9 protein-coding genes are annotated in these 17,839 nt (G+C 69.7%); 6 read left to right on the forward strand and 3 right to left on the reverse strand.

Annotated features, from left to right (window positions below; genetic code table 11):
- The first annotated feature begins 211 nt into the window (after positions 1–211).
- Complete coding sequence (locus AB5T46_RS03140) at positions 212–787, forward strand: transposase (protein ID WP_370562369.1); 576 nt, start codon at positions 212–214, stop codon at positions 785–787.
- Between the two features lie 28 nt (positions 788–815).
- On the opposite strand, the gene AB5T46_RS03145 is transcribed toward AB5T46_RS03140, so the two are convergent.
- From AB5T46_RS03145 to AB5T46_RS03155, 3 genes are read right to left on the reverse strand one after another with little or no spacing between them, the layout of a single operon-like run.
- Positions 816–3,689: a TonB-dependent receptor domain-containing protein gene (locus tag AB5T46_RS03145; RefSeq protein ID WP_370562370.1), complete on the reverse strand. Its 2,874-nt coding sequence runs from the start codon at positions 3,687–3,689 to the stop codon at positions 816–818.
- Positions 3,690–3,748: 59 nt separating this feature from the next.
- Entirely contained in the window at positions 3,749–4,735 is a 987-nt protein-coding gene (locus tag AB5T46_RS03150) for a FecR family protein (protein WP_370562371.1), read from the reverse strand.
- The gene (locus AB5T46_RS03155) at positions 4,732–5,295 is read right to left on the reverse strand and encodes an RNA polymerase sigma factor (protein ID WP_370562372.1); all 564 of its coding nucleotides are present in this window, start codon (positions 5,293–5,295) and stop codon (positions 4,732–4,734) included. The genes AB5T46_RS03150 and AB5T46_RS03155 overlap by 4 nt, the downstream gene beginning before the upstream one ends.
- Positions 5,296–5,709: 414 nt before the next feature.
- Between AB5T46_RS03155 and AB5T46_RS03160 the strand changes: the two genes are divergently transcribed.
- The 5 genes from AB5T46_RS03160 to AB5T46_RS03180 all read left to right on the forward strand — a co-directional run bounded on the left by AB5T46_RS03160 (position 5,710) and on the right by AB5T46_RS03180 (position 17,792).
- Entirely contained in the window at positions 5,710–6,099 is a 390-nt protein-coding gene (locus tag AB5T46_RS03160; protein ID WP_370562374.1) for a hypothetical protein, read from the forward strand.
- 31 nt (positions 6,100–6,130) lie between these two features.
- The gene (locus AB5T46_RS03165; protein ID WP_370562375.1) at positions 6,131–7,768 is read left to right on the forward strand and encodes a PA domain-containing protein; all 1,638 of its coding nucleotides are present in this window, start codon (positions 6,131–6,133) and stop codon (positions 7,766–7,768) included.
- A gap of 161 nt (positions 7,769–7,929) precedes the next feature.
- Positions 7,930–13,899 (forward strand): ESPR-type extended signal peptide-containing protein, encoded by a 5,970-nt coding sequence (locus AB5T46_RS03170; protein ID WP_370562376.1) that lies wholly within the window; start codon positions 7,930–7,932, stop codon positions 13,897–13,899.
- A gap of 109 nt (positions 13,900–14,008) precedes the next feature.
- The gene (locus tag AB5T46_RS03175; protein ID WP_370562377.1) at positions 14,009–15,841 is read left to right on the forward strand and encodes a S8 family peptidase; all 1,833 of its coding nucleotides are present in this window, start codon (positions 14,009–14,011) and stop codon (positions 15,839–15,841) included.
- Positions 15,842–15,959: 118 nt separating this feature from the next.
- Positions 15,960–17,792 (forward strand): S8 family serine peptidase, encoded by a 1,833-nt coding sequence (locus AB5T46_RS03180; protein WP_370562378.1) that lies wholly within the window; start codon positions 15,960–15,962, stop codon positions 17,790–17,792.
- Positions 17,793–17,839 lie beyond the last annotated feature (47 nt).

Consider the following 17,839-nt stretch of genomic DNA (forward strand, 5'->3'; position numbering starts at 1 on the left):
GCGCGGGGGATCGGAGTCGGTCCCGGTAGGGGGGTGGCCCCGATTCTTCGTTATTCGACGGCAAGAGGCAAGGAAGGCCCGAAATCCGCGGCGGATCCCGGAAGACCGCTTACCGGGATTGCGGCGGACCGCCGGCCGGCGGGAATACAGCGCGGAAGTAGTCCCGCCGGCCGGATTCCCGGCGATCCGGGATCGCGAGGAGGGGACGGTCATGGCCGGCTGGAGGCACATGCGCGAAGCGCGCGGCGAGCATCGCCTGCGCGAAGAGGAATGGGAGGCCGTCGAGCGCATGCGCGAGGCCGGCTCCGGGCTTGCGCCGCAGAAGTGGCGAGGGGCGAGGGCCTTCATCGACGCGATGCTGTGGGTGGCGGGCAATCGCTCCTCGTGGAAACGGTTGCCGGAGGGCTACGGCCCGGTACGCGCGACCTACGTGCGGTTCACCCGCTGGGCCCAGGACGGCACCTTGCGCAAGGTGGTCGACGCATTGCCGGAAGCGGCGCACCGGAAGATGCTCCAGGAACTCCTGGAAGACTATCTCGACAACAGTCTCCTGCATCATGCGCACTGCGGCGGCAGGCGGCGCATGCGGGGGATGTCGTTGCGGCCCGATGGCGCCGCACCGCCTAGCATGGAATGGCACGCCATGCGCGACCCGCCCGGGCATGACGTCATGCGGCCGGCGGCGAACGACGGCATCGACCTGTCCGGGTACGGACCGATGGCGGAGGCCGACCCGGCATGCAGCGAGGCGGAGAGGGCGCTGATGAAATCCTCCCACTGGGGATAGCGGGCCCTTCCGCGCGGCCGGGACAGGCTCAAAAGCGGTAGGCGAACTTGAGCAGGTAGTAGCGCCCCACCGGATCGTCGAAGGACGCGTTGTAGCCGGCGCGTTCCAGTTCGTAGTTGGCCGGCTGGCGGTCCGCCAGGTTGTTGACGTGCCCGGACACCGTCCAGCGGTCGAATCCGGAATAGGTCGTGCCGAGCGCGAGAACGTTGATCGACGGGTTGCGGCACTTGCCGGCGTCGGCGTTGGCGTCCGGGCAGGGCCGTCCCGCCGCGTGCACGCGGTAGCCGGAGAAATGGCGAACCGACGCCGTCGTCGACCAGTCGCCCTTCGACCACTCCAGCGAGGCGAAGGCCGAGGATGCAGGCGAGAGGTGTCCGGCGCGGTCGACCGTTTCGCCATCGGGTGAGGTCACGAGGGCCTGGCGGACGCGGTGTCCGGAAAGACGAAAGTCGAACGTGCCGTATCCGCGCGTATGCCGGCGCCAGTTGGCGTCGAAATGCAGTCCCCTGACGTCCGATCGGCCGAGGTTGGAAAAAACGATGCGGGCCCGGGACAGCAGGCCGTCCTCATCGCGCACGTAGGTCTCCGGGAAGCGGCCCGGATGCGCGACGGGATCGGCGATGGCGATCTCGTCCCGTCGCACCACGTTGAAGTAGTCGACGGCGATGTTGAAATCGTCGTTCGGCTCCCAGACCAGGCCGAGGTTGCGGGCAAGCGCCCGCTCGGGTTTCAGGTCCGGATTGCGCTCGGACACGACCGGAAGCGTGCATATCGGGCCGGTGGGATTCCTGCAGGGAGCGAACGGTGGTTCATTCGGGACACGGGCAGGATCGGGATGGCCGAGATGGGGATTGGCAGGCGCCCCTTCCGTCTCGTAGAGACTGGGCGCCCGGAACGCGTTGCCGATGCTGCCGCGGATTAGCAGCCGGTCGTGGGGTTTCCAGGTGAGTCCCAGCCGCGGGGATGTGGACGATCCGTAGGGGCTGGCGCGGTCGAGGCGCCAAGCGGCTTCTGCCGTCAACCGACCGGGCAGCGGGACCGCGAATTCCGCATAAGCCGCCATGCGCCGGCTGGATCCGTCCGGATCGATGGGCGCGATGGGGAACGGCAGGGACGGGTCCGAGAAGTAGGGGTCTGGTGTGTAGTCCAGGCGGTCGCGTTGCGCCTCGATGCCGAAGGCGGCGCGGACGTCGCCGCTGGATCGGGAGGCCACCGGCCCATCGACGTGGATCGAAACGGAGTTGACGGTGCTCTTGCCCGCGATCCGCAGTGACGGCGACAGCGCGTGCAGCAGAGCCGGATCGTTGGGACGGCCGTTGACGTGGTAGTGGGGGGGATGCTGGAAGGTTTCGGCCAATATCGACTGGTTAACCACGCCGTGGATCGTGTTGGTCACGCGGCTGCTGTGGTGCGACGCGTATGCGTCCAGACTCCAGCCGCCCAGCGGCGTCGTGAATCCGAGCGTGCCGTCGAACAGGGTGGTGCGGCTGCGGCTGGAGATCGAGCCGATGTCGTAGAAGGCGTGGCTCGCGCCGATGAAGGGATCGTAGTTGGGATCGTCCGGCGGGACCAGCGGACCCGCCAGCGTCATCGGTGCGGTATTCAGCCGCATGCGGGCGTCAGCCGAACGGATGTCGAGGTAGCCTTCCGTCTCCCCGGAAACGGGAAAGCGCCAGTGCGCGTGCAAGGTGCGGCCATCGGCTCCGGGTGCCAAGCTCCTATAGCTTTCCCGGTCGAGCCTGCAGGCCGGATCGGTTTCATCCCCGGCGGCCACGCAGGGCGGATATGGCGTGATGTCGAAAGGGACGGACAGGTAGGAGAAGTAGCCGAGCGGTATAGTCCTATCCGGAAGCCCGTCTGCGCGGCGATCCTGCGTGTGCCAGTCGCGTGAGGTGCCCGCCAAGTGCGTCTGCGAGAACGCGTCGACGCTGACGGACAGGTCGCTCCGGCCGACCGCGAAACCGGCGCTCGCCGACAGCCGCCGGAATCCGGCGTCGCCGCGCCCGGAGATCCCGGCCTGGACCGAGACCTCGCCGCCGCGGTAGTGCTGTTTCAGGATGATGTTGACCACGCCGGCCACCGCGTCCGCCCCGTAGATCGCCGAGGCGCCGCCGCGGAGGATCTCGACGCGCTCGACCATGCTCAGGGGGATGCCGCCCAGGTCCGTCAGTCCGCCCAGGTCGCTGGAGACGAGCGCGTAGTTGGCGGTGCGCCTGCCGTCGACCAGGTACAGCGTTCCCCTCGGGCCGAGTCCGTGCAGGCTGGCGGAGTGGGCGACGGCGATCGACAGCAGCGACGTCAGCGCCTCGCTGAGCGGTTCGGAGGACGCCTGCACGGCGTGATGGCCGGTCATGCCCGGCTGGTGCCGCAGCAGTTCGAACAGCGTGGTGAAGCCGCTGGCCTCGATCTGCTCGCGGGTGATCAGGGTCACCGGGGTCGCCGTCTCCAGCGACACGCGGGGAATCCGTGTGCCGGTGACCTGGACGCCGTGCAGGTCGATGGGCGTTTCGCGCGCCGGCGCCGGCGCCGGCCGTCCGGAGGCGGTCGCCGGCGGCGCGCGTTTTCGCGAACGCGGCGCGGCCTGCAGCAGGTACGTGCCGGCATTGACCGACACCGCGGTCAGGCCGGTGCCGCGCAGCAGGCGGGCCAGGGCCTGGCTGCGCGACATGCGCCCCTTGAGCGGCGCGGCCGTCTTGCCGCCGACCAGCGACGGGGAATAGAAGATCTGGGCGCCGCTCTGTTCGGCGAATCGGGTCAGGGCGCCGTCGAGGCTTTCGGCGGGGATGTCGTAGTCGGCTTCCCGATCGTCAGGGCCGGCGACGGCGGAGGAAAGCGGCAGCGACGCCAGCAGCGCGCCAAGCATCGAGCCCGCCAGCGTGGCGCGCGCCAGGAAACCGGACATGCCTGCGCGAGGCCGGGGCCGCACATCCTGTTTCCCCTGTCCCATGCAGCCGGCCGAAGCTATCGAGTGCGCAGGATGATGTCGCCTTCGCGGTTCTTTTCCGCGTGAAGGTTCCACCCCTTTCGCAGGGCGTCCACCAGCGCCTGCTGGTCGCCGGCCTGGAACACGCCGCTGACCCGGATCCGCGCAAGCGCGGGCTCGGCGAGGACGAGCTTGGTGTCGGAATAGCGGTTGGCTTCCTCCACGAGGACATCGAGCGGCCTGTCGCTGAAGACCAGCTTGCCGCCGGTCCATGCTTGCGCGTCCGAAGCCCGCAACGGCTGCACGGGACCGAAGTCGCCGTGCCGGTCGTATGCCAGCTGCTGGTCCGGCGCCAGCGTATGCGATCTGGCACCGGTGCCGGCGGTCACGGTGACCGAGCCCTCGAACAGGCCCACGACCACCTCGCCACCGAGGTTCTGCAGCTGGAACTTCGTGCCGACCACGCGCACGGTTCCGTTGGCCGCATGGACCAGCATCGGGCGCGCCGGGTCGGAAGCGGCCTCGATGTAGACGCGTCCGTGGGTCAGCGTCAGGGTCCTTTCCCGATCCGCGAACGCGATGTCCAGGGTCGAGTCGGTGTCGAGCACGATCCGGCTGCCGTCGTCCAGCACCGCCTCGTGCCGCTCCCCCACGGCGGTTGCGATGCGCTGGTCCGCCGCGGGAACGGGGAGCAGGAGGCGGTAGCCGACGACGCCCGCCAGCACGACTGCCGCCGCAGCGGCGGCGAGCGGCCACCGACGCCTCCATTCCTTCGCCGCGCCGTGCGTCATGTCGCGCTTGATCCTGCGCGTGGCGGCGGCCAGGAGCGGGTCGGTCGACAGCCTTCCCGCTGCGGTGTGGACCCGTTCGGCTTCGACGTAGCCCGCAATCCGTTCCGGCGCTTCGGCCAGCCAGTCCTCGAACGCTGCGTGTTCCTCCGGCGTGCAGTCGGGAGCGCGCAGGCGAACCACCCATTCTTCGGCGCTGCGTGCGGCGATGCGCCGGTTGTCGATGTGCTCGTTCATGGTGTTTCGGGTCCGGGAGAGGCCAGCAATTCCTTGCGCAGCAGCGAAAGCGCCTTGCTCATCTGCTTTTCCACCGCCTTGACGGAAATACCCGCGTGCCGGGAGATCTGGCTGTAGCTCATGCCTTCGATCCGGTTGAGGAGATAGATCTGGCGGCAGTGCTGCGGCAGTCGCAGGATGGCCTGCCGTACGCGCGCCAGTTCCTGGTGGTGGTGGGCGTGCTGGTCGGGCTCGACGGCGTCGTCGGGAAGTTCGTATCCGCCGGCGTCGAGGCTCGTGTGCGTGGGATCGCCGGCACCGGCGCGGCTGCGCCGGCTGTCGCACAGCAGGTTCAGGGCGATGCGATAGGACAGCGTCCGCAGTGCGCTTTCCGGCTGCCCACGATAGCGCGTCAACCGCATCAGGCTTTCCTGTGCCATGTCCTGGGCGTCCTGTTCGGAAACCTGTCTCGACTGCAGAAACCGTACCAGCGCGCCGAACTGGCTGCGCAGAAAGTCCTGGAATGCCCGGTCGTCGATGTCCTGCTTCGGATCGATGGCGGGGGACGGCTCCCGGCTCATGCGTGGCTGCGCTTCGCATCCATTGGGTACCGGCATCCTAGCTCAACGGATGCTGCGATGACCAAAGCGCAGCCGCGGCCGCGGCGCGGCTGCGTGTCCCTGTCGTCCGAACGTAATAACGCAACGCGGGCCGCGCCTCCCTACCGCGAGGCCCGGGGCCGCACGCATGCACCGCCAGGCGCGCTGCCGGAAACAGTTCCGGCCCAGATCGATGGGCGTCGCCGCGGCCTGCGGCTCGCATGAAACAGGGACCGGTAGGGAGGTTGCCGCCGCCGCTCGTTACATGGGCGGAACCCGGCTGCCGCAGGGCGGTTCGAGTCGGCCGGGTCGTCGTGCCGGATGTACAGAACTGGAGAGCGATGCATGGGGAAGATCGGATACGGACGCGCAGGCGTTGGGCTTGCAGTCGCCGCGATGGCGGCGATCACGGCCGGGAGCGCCGCCGCGCAGCAGCGTGAACAGGCCGATTACGCGGCCATCCTGGGGCAGCCGCTGGTGACCACGGACGCCGTGACCGGCGAAAAGCGACGGCTGAGCGCCGCCGAAGTCGAGGCCGCCGCCGCTCGGCTAGGGGTGCGCCGGACCAGCGAACAGAAGCGCAGGTCCGCCGCCGTCAACCGGATGCTGCTGCGCATGCCGGCCACCTACGCTGAATCGGTGGCGCAGGCCGAGAGGGCGGGCAAGGGGACCAGCCGCCGCACCTCGCTGGAAGAGATCCAGGTGACCTACGGCGCGATCGGGCCGGACGGAAAGATGAATGCGACGCACGATCCGGACGACACGGGTCGCGGCGATGCCCGCTGATCGGGCGCCACCAAACGAGGAGGGGAACTGGATGAAGCACGGGACTCTGGGCGTCGCCCTGTCGATGGCATTGATGGCCGCGCACTCCAATGCGTCGGCGCAGTCGAACATCGTTCTGGTCAACATGGATCCGCCCGACGCTGGGCTCAACGATCCGGCGTCGGCCACGCCGATCGGCGGAAACCCCGGTCGGACGCTGGGCGAGCAGCGGCGCATCGCCTACCAGTACGCGATGGATCTTTGGCGCGCTTTGCTGAGCAGCGACGTGGATGTCCGGGTGCAGGCGTCGTTCACCCCGCTCGAGTGCGGCGATCGCACCATTCTCGGCTCGGCAGGTCCCGTGAGTTGGGAAAGCGATTTTGCGGGTGCGCCGATCGCGGGCGTGGAGTACCCGGTCGCGATGGCCAATGCGGTCGCTGGCGAGGATCTGGTCCCGGGAAGCGACGACATCAATACATACTTCAACTCCGAGTTGGGCACGGAAGCCTGCGGCGGCAAGGAGTGGTTCTATGGCTTGTATGGAAACGCCGACAACACGGCGGGCGGCTCCAACTTCCTGAACGTGATCATGCACGAGATCGGCCACGGGCTGGGCGTCTCGGGCCGGCTCGGTTCGTTTCTCGGGACTCCGTTCTGGCTCGGGCCGACCGGGTACGGAGCGCTGGCGGTATCGAACCAGTTCGACGACACCAGCATCAACGATCTCGACAGCGGCCAGCGCAACACCGCGCTGATCACGGTCGGCGACATCGTATGGACGGGCGGGCGCGCGAACGTGTCCACGCAGCTGATCGCCGACAATCGGCGCAACCTGCTGGTGACCGCGCCGGAGACCGTGGCCGGACAGTACGAGGCCGGGTTCGCCGCCTTCGGCAGTCCGGACCGGGAAGCGTTTCCGTCGGGCGAGATCGCGCTCGTGCTCGATCCTGACGCTGCAACCTCCCAGGCCTGCGAGGAGAGCATCGCGCATCCGGAGGTGCTCCAGGGCAGGATCGCGCTGGTCGACCGCGGCGAGTGCGAATTCGGGTTCAAGGCGCTCAATGCGCAGCGGCACGGCGCCATCGCCGTGATCATCGCCAACAGCGACGATGCGGTCTTCGGCGACATGGGGCCCGGCGCCTCGGGCGGCGAAGTCACGATCCCGGTGGTGTCCGTCAGCAGTTCCACCGGCCAGCGCCTGCGCGGGGAAGAGCCGGTACTCGCGCAGGGGACGGTCGAGGACCCCGACAGCTTCTACGGGATGGATGCGCGCGGCCGCACGCGGCTATATACGACGTCGCAGTTCGAGCGCGGGTCGACGTTCTCGCACGTCGACCGCGACATGTCGCCGAACGCGCTGATGGAGCCGAGCGAAACCGCGACGCTGGAGGCCCATGCCTTCATCGACATCTCGCTCGACCTGTACGAGGACCTGGGATGGCCGGTGGATCGCGACGGCACCGCGGTCCTGGGAGGCTGCGACACCGGAATCCCGGTGATCCGCGACGTGGGCTTCATTCCGGGCGCAAGCCTGATGGCGCACCAGAACGTATGCGAGGTGGCCGCGCAGGGCAGTCGCGCCGGCTACCAGCGCTGCATGAACGACCACGCGCTCCGGCTCCGCGACAACGGCCATATCAGCAACGCCGAGGTATCGCAGGTGAGGCGATGCCTGGCCGCGCGGCGCTGATGGCCGATTCCGCCTGACGCGATTTTCCCGGTCGCGGCGCGATCGGGCCGCTCCCGCCGATCTCCGGCCGTACCGCACATGCAAGTCCGGCCGCCGCAGGGCGGATCCGGAGGCGCATTCCGCTCGACCGACACCGAAACCCTACATTGAGGAAGCAGTTGATGAACCGCATCTACCGGAAAGTCTGGAGCCAGGAGCGAGGGCTCGTCGTGGCCTCCGAACTGGCGAAAGCCAAGGGCAAAGGAAAGGGAGCGCGCCTGCTGCAGGCCGTGTTTGTGGCGAGCGCCATCGCGTCGGGTCCGGCCATGGCCGGCGATGTCTGCGAACAGAACGGGGACGGTGCGGCGCCGTCCGCGCCGCTGGCCGCTTCACTGGCCTGCGGCGACGGTGCAGAAGCGGGGTCGGCCGGCGCGACCGCCATCGGCGCATCGGCCCGCGCCAGACAGATCAGCGCCACGGCGATCGGTTACAACGCCCGCGCGCTGCAGGGCGGCGCTACGGCGCTGGGCGCCAATGCCTGGGTCACGAGTGCGGCCGGTACGGCGCTGGGCACCAACACCCAGGCGTTCGGCCTGAACAGCACGGCGGTCGGATACGCGGCGCAGGGGCACGCGTATGGTGCGGTCGCGGTGGGCATGAGCGCCTACGTGGGTCCGGACGCCAATGCCAGCGCCGCCGTCGGCTACGGCGCCCGCGCCTTCGAGTCCGGGGTGTTCTCCGTGGGCAGCGGCAGCGGCGCGAACGGTGTGGGCCCGGCGACACGCCGCGTGGTCAACGTGTCCGCGGGCGAGCTGGACGCGACGAGCACGGACGCGGTCAACGGCAGCCAGCTGTTCGAGACGAACACGCGGGTGGACGGCCTGGAGGTGCAGGTGGAGACGAGCCGGGCGCGCTACTACAGCGTGAACTCGGAGGGCGGCGGCAACGAGGGCAACGACGGCGCCGTGGGTGCGAATGCGATTGCGATCGGACGCGACGCGTCGGCGGCAGGCGATGGTGCGCTGGCAGCCGGGTACAACGCTGCGGCCAGCGGCGTGGACGCCACGGCAGTGGGCGAGTACAGCGAAGCAAGCGGACCGGATACTACGGCTTTGGGTGCCAGCAGCTTGGCCGCCGGACCATTGTCCGTTGCCGTCGGGGCGGTGAGCCAGGCGACCGGTGAACGTAGTGTCGCTTTAGGTTCGGCCGCACTGGCTAGTGGCGCCTCGAGCACGGCGTTGGGCAGTCCTCACGCTGTACTTGACGCGAACGGCAACCGGGTGTTGGTGAGGACCGTGGCCTCGGGCGAGAGCAGCACAGCGTTGGGCGCAGGCGCCGTGACGAGTTCAACCGGTGCGGTCGCCGTGGGCGTAGGCGCGACGACGACCGGGATCAACAGCGTGGCACTGGGGACCTATGCGATCGCCGAGCGTGACAACACCGTCTCGGTAGGGCGCGCAGGCCAGGAACGCCAGATCACCAACGTAGCGGCAGGCACGGAGGCCACCGATGCGGTGAACCTGGAGCAGTTGGACGCGACGGTGACCGAGGCGAACAGGTTCTTCCAGGCGACCGGCAACACGGCGGCGCCGGACGAGGATGCCGGCGCCTATGCCGAAGGCGACTACGCGACCGCCTCGGGCGAGGCAGCCACGGCGATCGGGACGGGCGCGAGCGCCTACGGTAGCGGTGCGTTCGCGCTGGAGATCAATGCGCTGGCGGCCGGCTACAACGCCGCGGCCAGCGGGGTGGACACCACCGCGCTGGGTGCGGCCAGCGAGGCGTCCGGCGAAGGCGCCAGCGCGCTCGGCGCGCGGGCGCATGCGTCCGGGCCGTTTTCGCTGGCGATCGGTGCGCAGGCGTCCGCCGTCGGCCGACAGTCCGTGGCGCTTGGATTCCTGGCCGCGGCCGACGAAGGCAGTACGGCGCTGGGAGGCCAGAGCCACGCCAGCCTGTTCGGCTCGGCGACCGGTTATGGAAGCCAAGCGCACGGAGGTGAATCGACGGCGCTGGGCTTCAGAGCCGTCGCATCGGCCCTCAACAGCGTGGCGCTGGGTGCGCGTTCGGTGGCCGATCGCGCCGACACGGTGTCGGTGGGCAGCGCCGGCAGCGAGCGCCAGATCGTCAACGTAGCGGCGGGTACCGAAACCACCGACGCGGTGAACCTGGGGCAGCTGGACGCAACGGTGACCGAGGCGAACAGGTTCTTCCAGGCGACCGGCAGTGCGGAAACGCCGGACGAGGATACCGGCGCCTATGCCGAAGGAGACTACGCGACCGCCTCGGGCGAGGCGGCCACGGCGATCGGGACGGGCGCGAGCGCCTACGGCAGCGGCGCGTTCGCGCTGGAGACCAACGCGCTGGCGGCCGGGTACAACGCCGCGGCCAGCGGCGAGGACGCCACCGCGCTGGGTGCGGCCAGCGATGCCTCGGGAGATGGCGCCAGCGCGCTGGGTGCGCGGGCACATGCCGCCCTGCAGGGAACGGCACTGGGTACTGAGGCGTCGGCGGTGATCCAGTCCACTGCCATCGGATGGAGGAGCGAAGCGTCCGGAGTAGCAAGCATCGCGGTAGGTGCGCTCAGCCGGTCGTCCGGGGTCGGATCCGTGGTATTGGGGAACGAAGCCAGCGCATCGGGTGACCTGAGCGTCGCGCTGGGTGCGCTGTCGGTGGCCGATCGCGCGAACACGGTCTCGGTGGGCAGCGCCGGCAGCGAGCGACAGATCGTCAACGTGGCCGCGGGCACCGAGGTCACCGACGCGGTGAACCTGGGCCAGTTGGACGAGGTATCCAGCGACCTGGGCGAACTGGCGGACATGGCGGTGGTGTACGACGGCGAGGCCAAGGACGCGGTGTCGTTCGCGGGGTCGGATGGAACGCGCCTGACCAACGTCGCGGCGGGCGAGCTGAGCGCCGACAGCACGGACGCGGTCAACGGCAGCCAGCTGTTCGAGACGAACACGCGGGTGGACGGGCTGGAAGGCGAGGTCGAGGCGGGCCGCACCCGCTACTACAGTGTGAACTCGGAGGGCGGCGGCAATGAGGACAACGACGGCGCCGTGGGCGCGGATGCGGTTGCGGTCGGACGCGATGCGTCGGCGGCAGGCGATGGTGCGCTGGCGGCCGGGCTGGGCGCAGCGGCATCGGGCGCCGAGAGCACGGCGGTAGGCACCTACAGCAGCGCCGACGGCGCCGGTGCGAGCGCGATCGGCTACGTGAACACAGCCGGCGGCGCGGACAGCAGCGCGGTGGGTAGCTTCAACCTGGCCGACGGCGACGGCAGCAGCGCGTTCGGCCGCGACAACACGGTGTTCGGCACGGACGGCAACGCGTTCGGCGCGGGCAACGAGGTGGTGGGCGCATCGGCCACGGCGATCGGCGTGGAGAGCGTGGCCAGCGGGGCGGGTAGCTTCGCCGGCGGCGCGGGCGCGGTGGCGTCGGGAGACGATGCGCTGGCGCTGGGCAACGGCGCGCTGGCGTCGACGGCCGAGAGCGTGGCGATGGGATCGCTGGCCGGTGCGGAGGGCGCGCACGCGACGGCCCTGGGCTCGGCGAGCAGTGCCGCGGGTGACCGGAGCACGGCAGTAGGCAGCGGCGCGACGGCGCTTGACCTGAATGGAACGGCGGTGGGCTTCAACGCCATCGCGTTCGAGTCGGGCTCGCTGGCGCTGGGCGCGGAGGCGCAGGCGCTGATGGCGGGCGCGACGGCGGTGGGCACGGGCAGCCAGGCGACGGGGCTGAACGGCACGGCGCTGGGCAGTACTGCGGAAGCTGGCGGCGACGCGGGCGTGGCGATCGGCGCGGCCAGCCAGGCGATGGAGCTGGAGGCGACGGCGCTGGGCGCGTACAGCGCGGCGACGGGACGGTTCTCGACGGCACTGGGCGCCGAAAGCGAAGCCGGCGGATACGGCGCGACGGCGGTCGGCGTGGCGGCGAAAGCGAACGCGGACCTGAGCGTGGCCCTGGGCGCGGGCTCGGAGGCCGACCGTGCGAATACGGTCTCGGTGGGCAGCGCCGATGCGGAACGCCAGATCGTCAACGTGGCGGCGGGCACCGAAGCCACCGACGCGGTGAACCTGGGTCAGCTGGATGCGACGGTGACCGAGGCGAACAGGTTCTTCCAGGCGACCGGCAACACGGCGGCACCGGACGAGGATGCCGGCGCCTATGCCGAAGGCGACTACGCGACGGCCTCGGGCGAGGCGGCCACGGCGATCGGGACGGGCGCGAGCGCCTACGGTAGCGGTGCGTTCGCGCTGGAGACCAATGCGCTGGCAGCCGGCTACAACGCCGCGGCCAGCGGCGTGGACGCTACGGCGATAGGAGCGGCCAGCGAGGCCTCGGAAGAGGGCGCCAGCGCGCTGGGCGCGCGGGCGTATGCCGCCGGACCGTTCTCGAGCGCCATCGGCGCCGAGGCGACGGCGAGCGGCCGCCAGTCGCTGGCGGCGGGATTCCTCAGCCAGGCAGGCGATGCGGGCACCGCGCTGGGCAGCTATAGCGAAGCCAGCGGATTCAAGGGGCTGGCTACCGGCTACGGCAGCACCGCGAGCGGTGTCGAATCGGCCGCGATCGGGTTCGGTGCGGCGGCTCTAGCGGACGGCAGCGTCGCCCTGGGCGCGAGATCGGTGGCCGACCGCGCGGACACGGTATCGGTGGGCAGCGCCGGTGCGGAGCGTCAGATCGTCAACGTGGCGGCGGGCACGGAGGCCACCGACGCGGTGAACCTGGGGCAGTTGGACGAAGTAGCCGGCAGCGTCGGCGAACTGGCCGACAGCGCCGTGCTCTACGACGATGAGAGCAAGGGTGTCGTCACGCTCGCGGGGGAAAACGGCACCATCGTGACGAATGTCGCGGCCGGTGAGTTGGGTGCGGACAGTACGGACGCGGTCAACGGCAGCCAGCTGTTCGAAACCAACGAGCGCGTGGGCAGCATCGAGGACGTGGCCGCCAACGCGATCGTGTACGACGACGACAGCAGGGCGGTCGCGACGCTGGCCGGCGGCAACGGCACCCTGGTCACCAATCTGGCGGCGGGCGCGGTGGCGGCGGACAGCGCCGACGCGATCCACGGCGGGCAACTGTACGACGCCCTCGACAGCGCCGCCGGCATCCTCGGCGGCGGTGCGACGGTCACCGCGTTCGGCACCCTGGCCGCGCCCGCCTACAGCATCCAGGGCGGGACCTACTTCACCGTGGCGGATGCGCTGGGCGCACTGGACGCTCAGGTCAGCCTGGTCGACCAGCGGCTGGGCATGGTCGAGGGGGCCACGGGTTCCGATTCCGGCAGCGGCGGCGGCCGCGACGAGAAGGTCGCGGTCGACGGCGCGGTGGACGGCAGCGATGCCGCGCACGCCGGCGAGGGCACCAAGGCGGTGGCCATCGGCTCCAACGCGACGGCCGGTGGCGAGAACGGGATCGCGATCGGCGGTGACGCCTACGCGCACGGCCCGAACGACATCGCGATCGGTGGTAACTCCAGGGTCAACGCCGACGGCAGCACCGCGCTCGGCGCCAACACCACGATCACCGCCGAGGCTAACAACGCGGTGGCGGTGGGCGAGGGGTCGAGCGTGAGCGCCGCCTCCGGCACAGCGATCGGCCAGGGCGCTTCGGTGACCGCCGAGGGGGCGGTGGCGCTGGGCCAGGGTTCGGTGGCCGACCGCGCCAACACGGTCTCGGTCGGCAGAGACGGCAACCAGCGCCAGGTCGTCAACGTGGCAGCGGGCACGGCCGATACCGATGCGGCCAACGTGGCCCAGGTGAAGGCCGGCGTGGCCGAATCGAAGGCTCACACCGATACCACGGCAACGCAGACGCTGTCGTCCGCCAACGCCTACACCGACCAGCAGTTTGCGGCCTGGAACGACAACTTCGAAGCCTTCCAGGGCAACGTCGAGCGCCGTTTCCATGACGTGGACCGCCGCATCGATCGCCAGGGCGCGATGGGCGCGGCGATGCTGAACATGGCGACCAGCGCGGCCGGCATCCGCACCCAGAACCGGGTCGGCGTCGGTGTCGGTTTCCAGGGCGGCGAGAACGCGCTGTCGGTCGGCTACCAGCGCGCGCTCAGCGACCGCGCCACGCTGACTATCGGCGGCGCGTTCAGCGGCGACGAGAAGTCGGTCGGCATCGGCGCGGGCTTCGGCTGGTGAGGCGAGTGCCGGACGCGCGAAAGGACGGCTGCATTGCGGCCGGACGGGTTCGCCCGGTCGCGAACGAAGCCCGAATCCACATTCCTATCGGCAGAGGGATTGAAGAACGATGAAAAAGCACATGCTCGGCCTGGCGGTCGGCCAGGCCCTGATCGCCCTTTCCATGGCCACGGCCGGCGCGCAATCCCAGCGGCTGTCCGAAGGCGCCTTGTCGGAGCCGGAAGCGGCCACGTTCACGCGCCAGGCCAGGTTCGACCGGTTCGTCGTCAAGTACAAGAGCTATGCCGCGGAGATCGGCGACGCCGACAGGATGGAGAGCGGATTGAGATCCGCCTCGCTGCGTTCCGGACTGACCGGTCATCGCGCGGCAGGCGTGCGCAAGCTGCGCGACATGGCCCTGCCCGGCTGGCGGGTGGTGGAAACCTCGCGCCTGCTGAGCGAGCAGGAAGCGCGCGACTTCATCCGCGAACTGGAACAGGACCCCGCGGTGGAGCGGGCGGATGTGGACGATCTGGACACCCACACCCACACCCAGAGCGAATCGATCGCGATGGTGCCCGACGATCCCAACTATGCCGGCCGGCAGTGGCACTTCTACGATCCGGCGGGCGGCGTGCGTGCGGAGGAAGCCTGGGAGCTGGCCGATGGCGACGGCGTGGTCGTGGCCGTGATCGATACCGGCATCGTGGAGAACCATCTCGACCTGGCGGCCAACGTGCTGCCCGGGTACGACTTCATCAGCGACAGCCGCAATTCCCGCCGGCCCGTCGACGGCCGCGTAGCGGGTGGCTGGGACGTCGGCAACTGGGCCGAACGGGACTATTGCGTGGCCCTAGGCGGGCAGCCGCACAGTCCGAGGAACAGCTCGTGGCATGGCAGCCACGTGGCCGGCACCATCGCCCAGGAAACCAACAACGGGCGGGGCACCGTCGGCTTGTCGCACGGCGCCCAGGTGATGCCGTTGCGGGTTCTGGGTGCCTGCGGCGGATACACCAGCGACATCACGGATGCGATCACCTGGGCATCGGGAGGTGAGGTGCCCGGGCTGCCTGCCAACGAGCATCCGGCGGAAGTGATCAACATGAGCCTGGGCAGCGTCAACAGGAGGGCCTGTCCGGCGCAGTACCAGGAAGCGATCGACGGCGCGATCGAGCGGGGTTCGATCGTCGTGGTCGCGGCCGGCAACGACAACGACGCCGCCGGCCTGTACACCATGTCCGCCTGCGACAACGTGATCAGCGTCGGCGCCACCCGCATCACCGGCGGCAAGGCTTCGTACTCGAGCTATGGCGAGCGCGTGGACCTGTCGGCGCCTGGCGGCGGTGGTAGCGTCGACGGGAACCCGGACGGCTATGTGTGGCAGGTAGTGAACGCTTCGAGCCAGGCGCCGACCGCGAACTGGCTGCTGGGCGGCAAGGCGGGTACCTCCATGGCCAGCCCGCACGTGGCGGCGGTGGCGGCCATGGTGCAGAGCGTTGCCGAAGCGCCGCTGGGCTGGGAGCGGATGCGCGATCTGCTGCGGGAGACGGCCCGTCCGTTTCCGGCCTTCATCTCGCCCGCAACGCCGCTGGGCGCGGGCATCGTGGATGCCAGAGCCGCGCTCGAGCGCGTGCTGGGGCAGGACGCCCCGGAGGCCCTGATCAACGGCGTACGTCGTGCCGGCGTTTCCGGTGCGGCCGGCGCCATGTCGCTCTTCAGTTTCGAGGTCGAGGCGGGTCGCGCGATCAGCATCCGCACGCTCGGCGGCACGGGAGACGTGTCGCTGGTGGCCAGCTTTGGCGCGCCGCCGACGGTGGCGGACCACGAGCATATCTCCTCGCGTAGCGGAAACGTCGAACTGATCCGGATCGACGCGCGCAGCGCCCGGGCGGGCACGTACTACATCGGCGTGGTGGGAGGCACGACCGCCTACGACGGGGTGCTCGTCGAGGCCAGACAGTGAGGTCGGGTATGGCGATCGACTGATCCGGGGCAATCCGCGCAATGCGGGCGACATCTGTTCCGGCCATTTGGTCGCGCTCTTTTACGGGCGCGGCGAAGAATCCAACGGGAGAAGAGTCATGACGGGCAAGAAAATCAAGCTGCGAGCGATCACCTGCGCGATCGCGCTGTCCCTGGCGGGCACCGCGTTCGCCGCGGACAGGATCGAGTACGAGCGGATCAACCTGGGCGCGCTGGTCGACGGGGAGTCGTACGGCGAGCTGGTCGTCAAGTACCGGGAAGGCACGCCACAGCGCCAGAACCCGGGAAGCGTGGCGAATGCGATCGGCGCTTCATGGACGGCGGCATTGGGGAGCGGCGCCGCATCGGCCGGGCAGCCCCTGCATGTGCGGCGTCTGGGCGTGGGTGCCGACGTAATCCGCCTGCCGAAGTTGCTGGACGTGGCCGAGGCGCGACAGCTGATGCGGCAGATCGCGGCCGATCCGGCGGTGGAGTACGTGGAGCCCGTGGTCCGCATGGAGAAGTTCGCCGTGCCCGACGACCCGCGCTGGGACGAGCAGTGGCACTACCACGCTCCGGAGGAAAGCGCGGGCGGAATCAATCTGGCCGCCGCCCTGGACCATGCCGACGGCAGCGGCGTGGTGGTCGCGGTGCTCGACACCGGCCTGACCGATCATCCGGACCTCTCCGCCAACGTGCTGATGGACGAAGGCTACGACTTCGTGCTCCGGCAACCGGGCGGGAGCGATCCGGGGGACTTCCAGGAGCTATGTCTCGGTACCTTCTGTTTCTTGATCTCGCCCAGCTCTTGGCACGGCACGCACGTCGCGGGCACGGTCGCCGCCGTGACCAACGATGGGATCGGCGTGGCCGGCGTGGCGCCCAACGCGGTCGTCCTGCCGGTCCGGGTGCTGGGGCCGGGCGGCGGATCGAGTACGGACATCTCGGACGCGATCCTGTGGAGTTCCGGGGGCGAGATCGATGGCGTGCCCGCCAACGAGTTCCCGGCCGACGTGATCAACATGAGCCTGGGTAGCGGAAGCCCTGTCGCGTGCCCCAACGTGTACAAGGACGCGCTTGCCGAGGCGCACCGCCGCGATGTCACGGTGGTGGTCGCCGCAGGAAATTCCGGAAACAACTCGGCCAACGAATGGGGGCTCGGGCACACCATGGGAAACTGCTCGGAAGACATCGTCGTGGTGGGCGGCACCGGCCCAGCGGGCGCCAGGGGCGGCGTGGCGCGCGACGGCACATTGCTCAGCCGCGGTTCCAACCACGGCGGAAGAATCGACATCGCGGCGCCTTACGGGATCGGAACCACCGTGTTGGGGGATCCGGACAACGTACTTTCCACCCTCAACACGGGCCAGCGCGGTCCCGAAGAGCCGACGTACGAGTTCTATCCAGGCACGTCGATGGCCTCGCCCCACGTGGCCGGGGCGGTGGCGTTGATGCAGAGCGTCGCCCCGAACCGCCTGTCGCCGGACCAGGTCAAGCAGATACTGAAATCGACGGCCCGCCCGTTCCCGGTGGAGCTGGACAAGCCGGTGGGCATCGGCATCCTGGATGCCGAAGCGGCGGTTTTGGCAGCGATGCAGCCGCCCTGCGACCAGACCGATGAAGGCTGTGCCCTGCCGCCCCAGCAGCTGTTCAACGCGGCGCCCCTGATGCCCCTGTCCGCGGACGCCGACGATGGAGTCCTGTACTCGTTCGAGGCCACCGCCGGCAGCATGCTCAACATCATGGCCTCCGGTGGCGCCGGCGACGCGTCCCTGTACGTGGGCTTCGGCACGGAGCCGACCGCCGACGCGTACGACTTCAGGTCCGTCCGCCCCGGCAACAACGAGGTGGTGCGGATCGCCGCGCCGCAGGCGGGAACGTATTTCATCCGGGTGACCGGCGAGTACGAAGGGATCACGCTGCGCGCGCAGCAGGCGCGTGCGGACGATTGATGCGTTCGATCGGCTGACCCTGGACCAGGTTCGCCTCATCGCTACAC

It is taken from the genome of Luteimonas salinilitoris, assembly GCF_041300785.1.
GTDB lineage: Bacteria > Pseudomonadota > Gammaproteobacteria > Xanthomonadales > Xanthomonadaceae > Luteimonas > Luteimonas salinilitoris.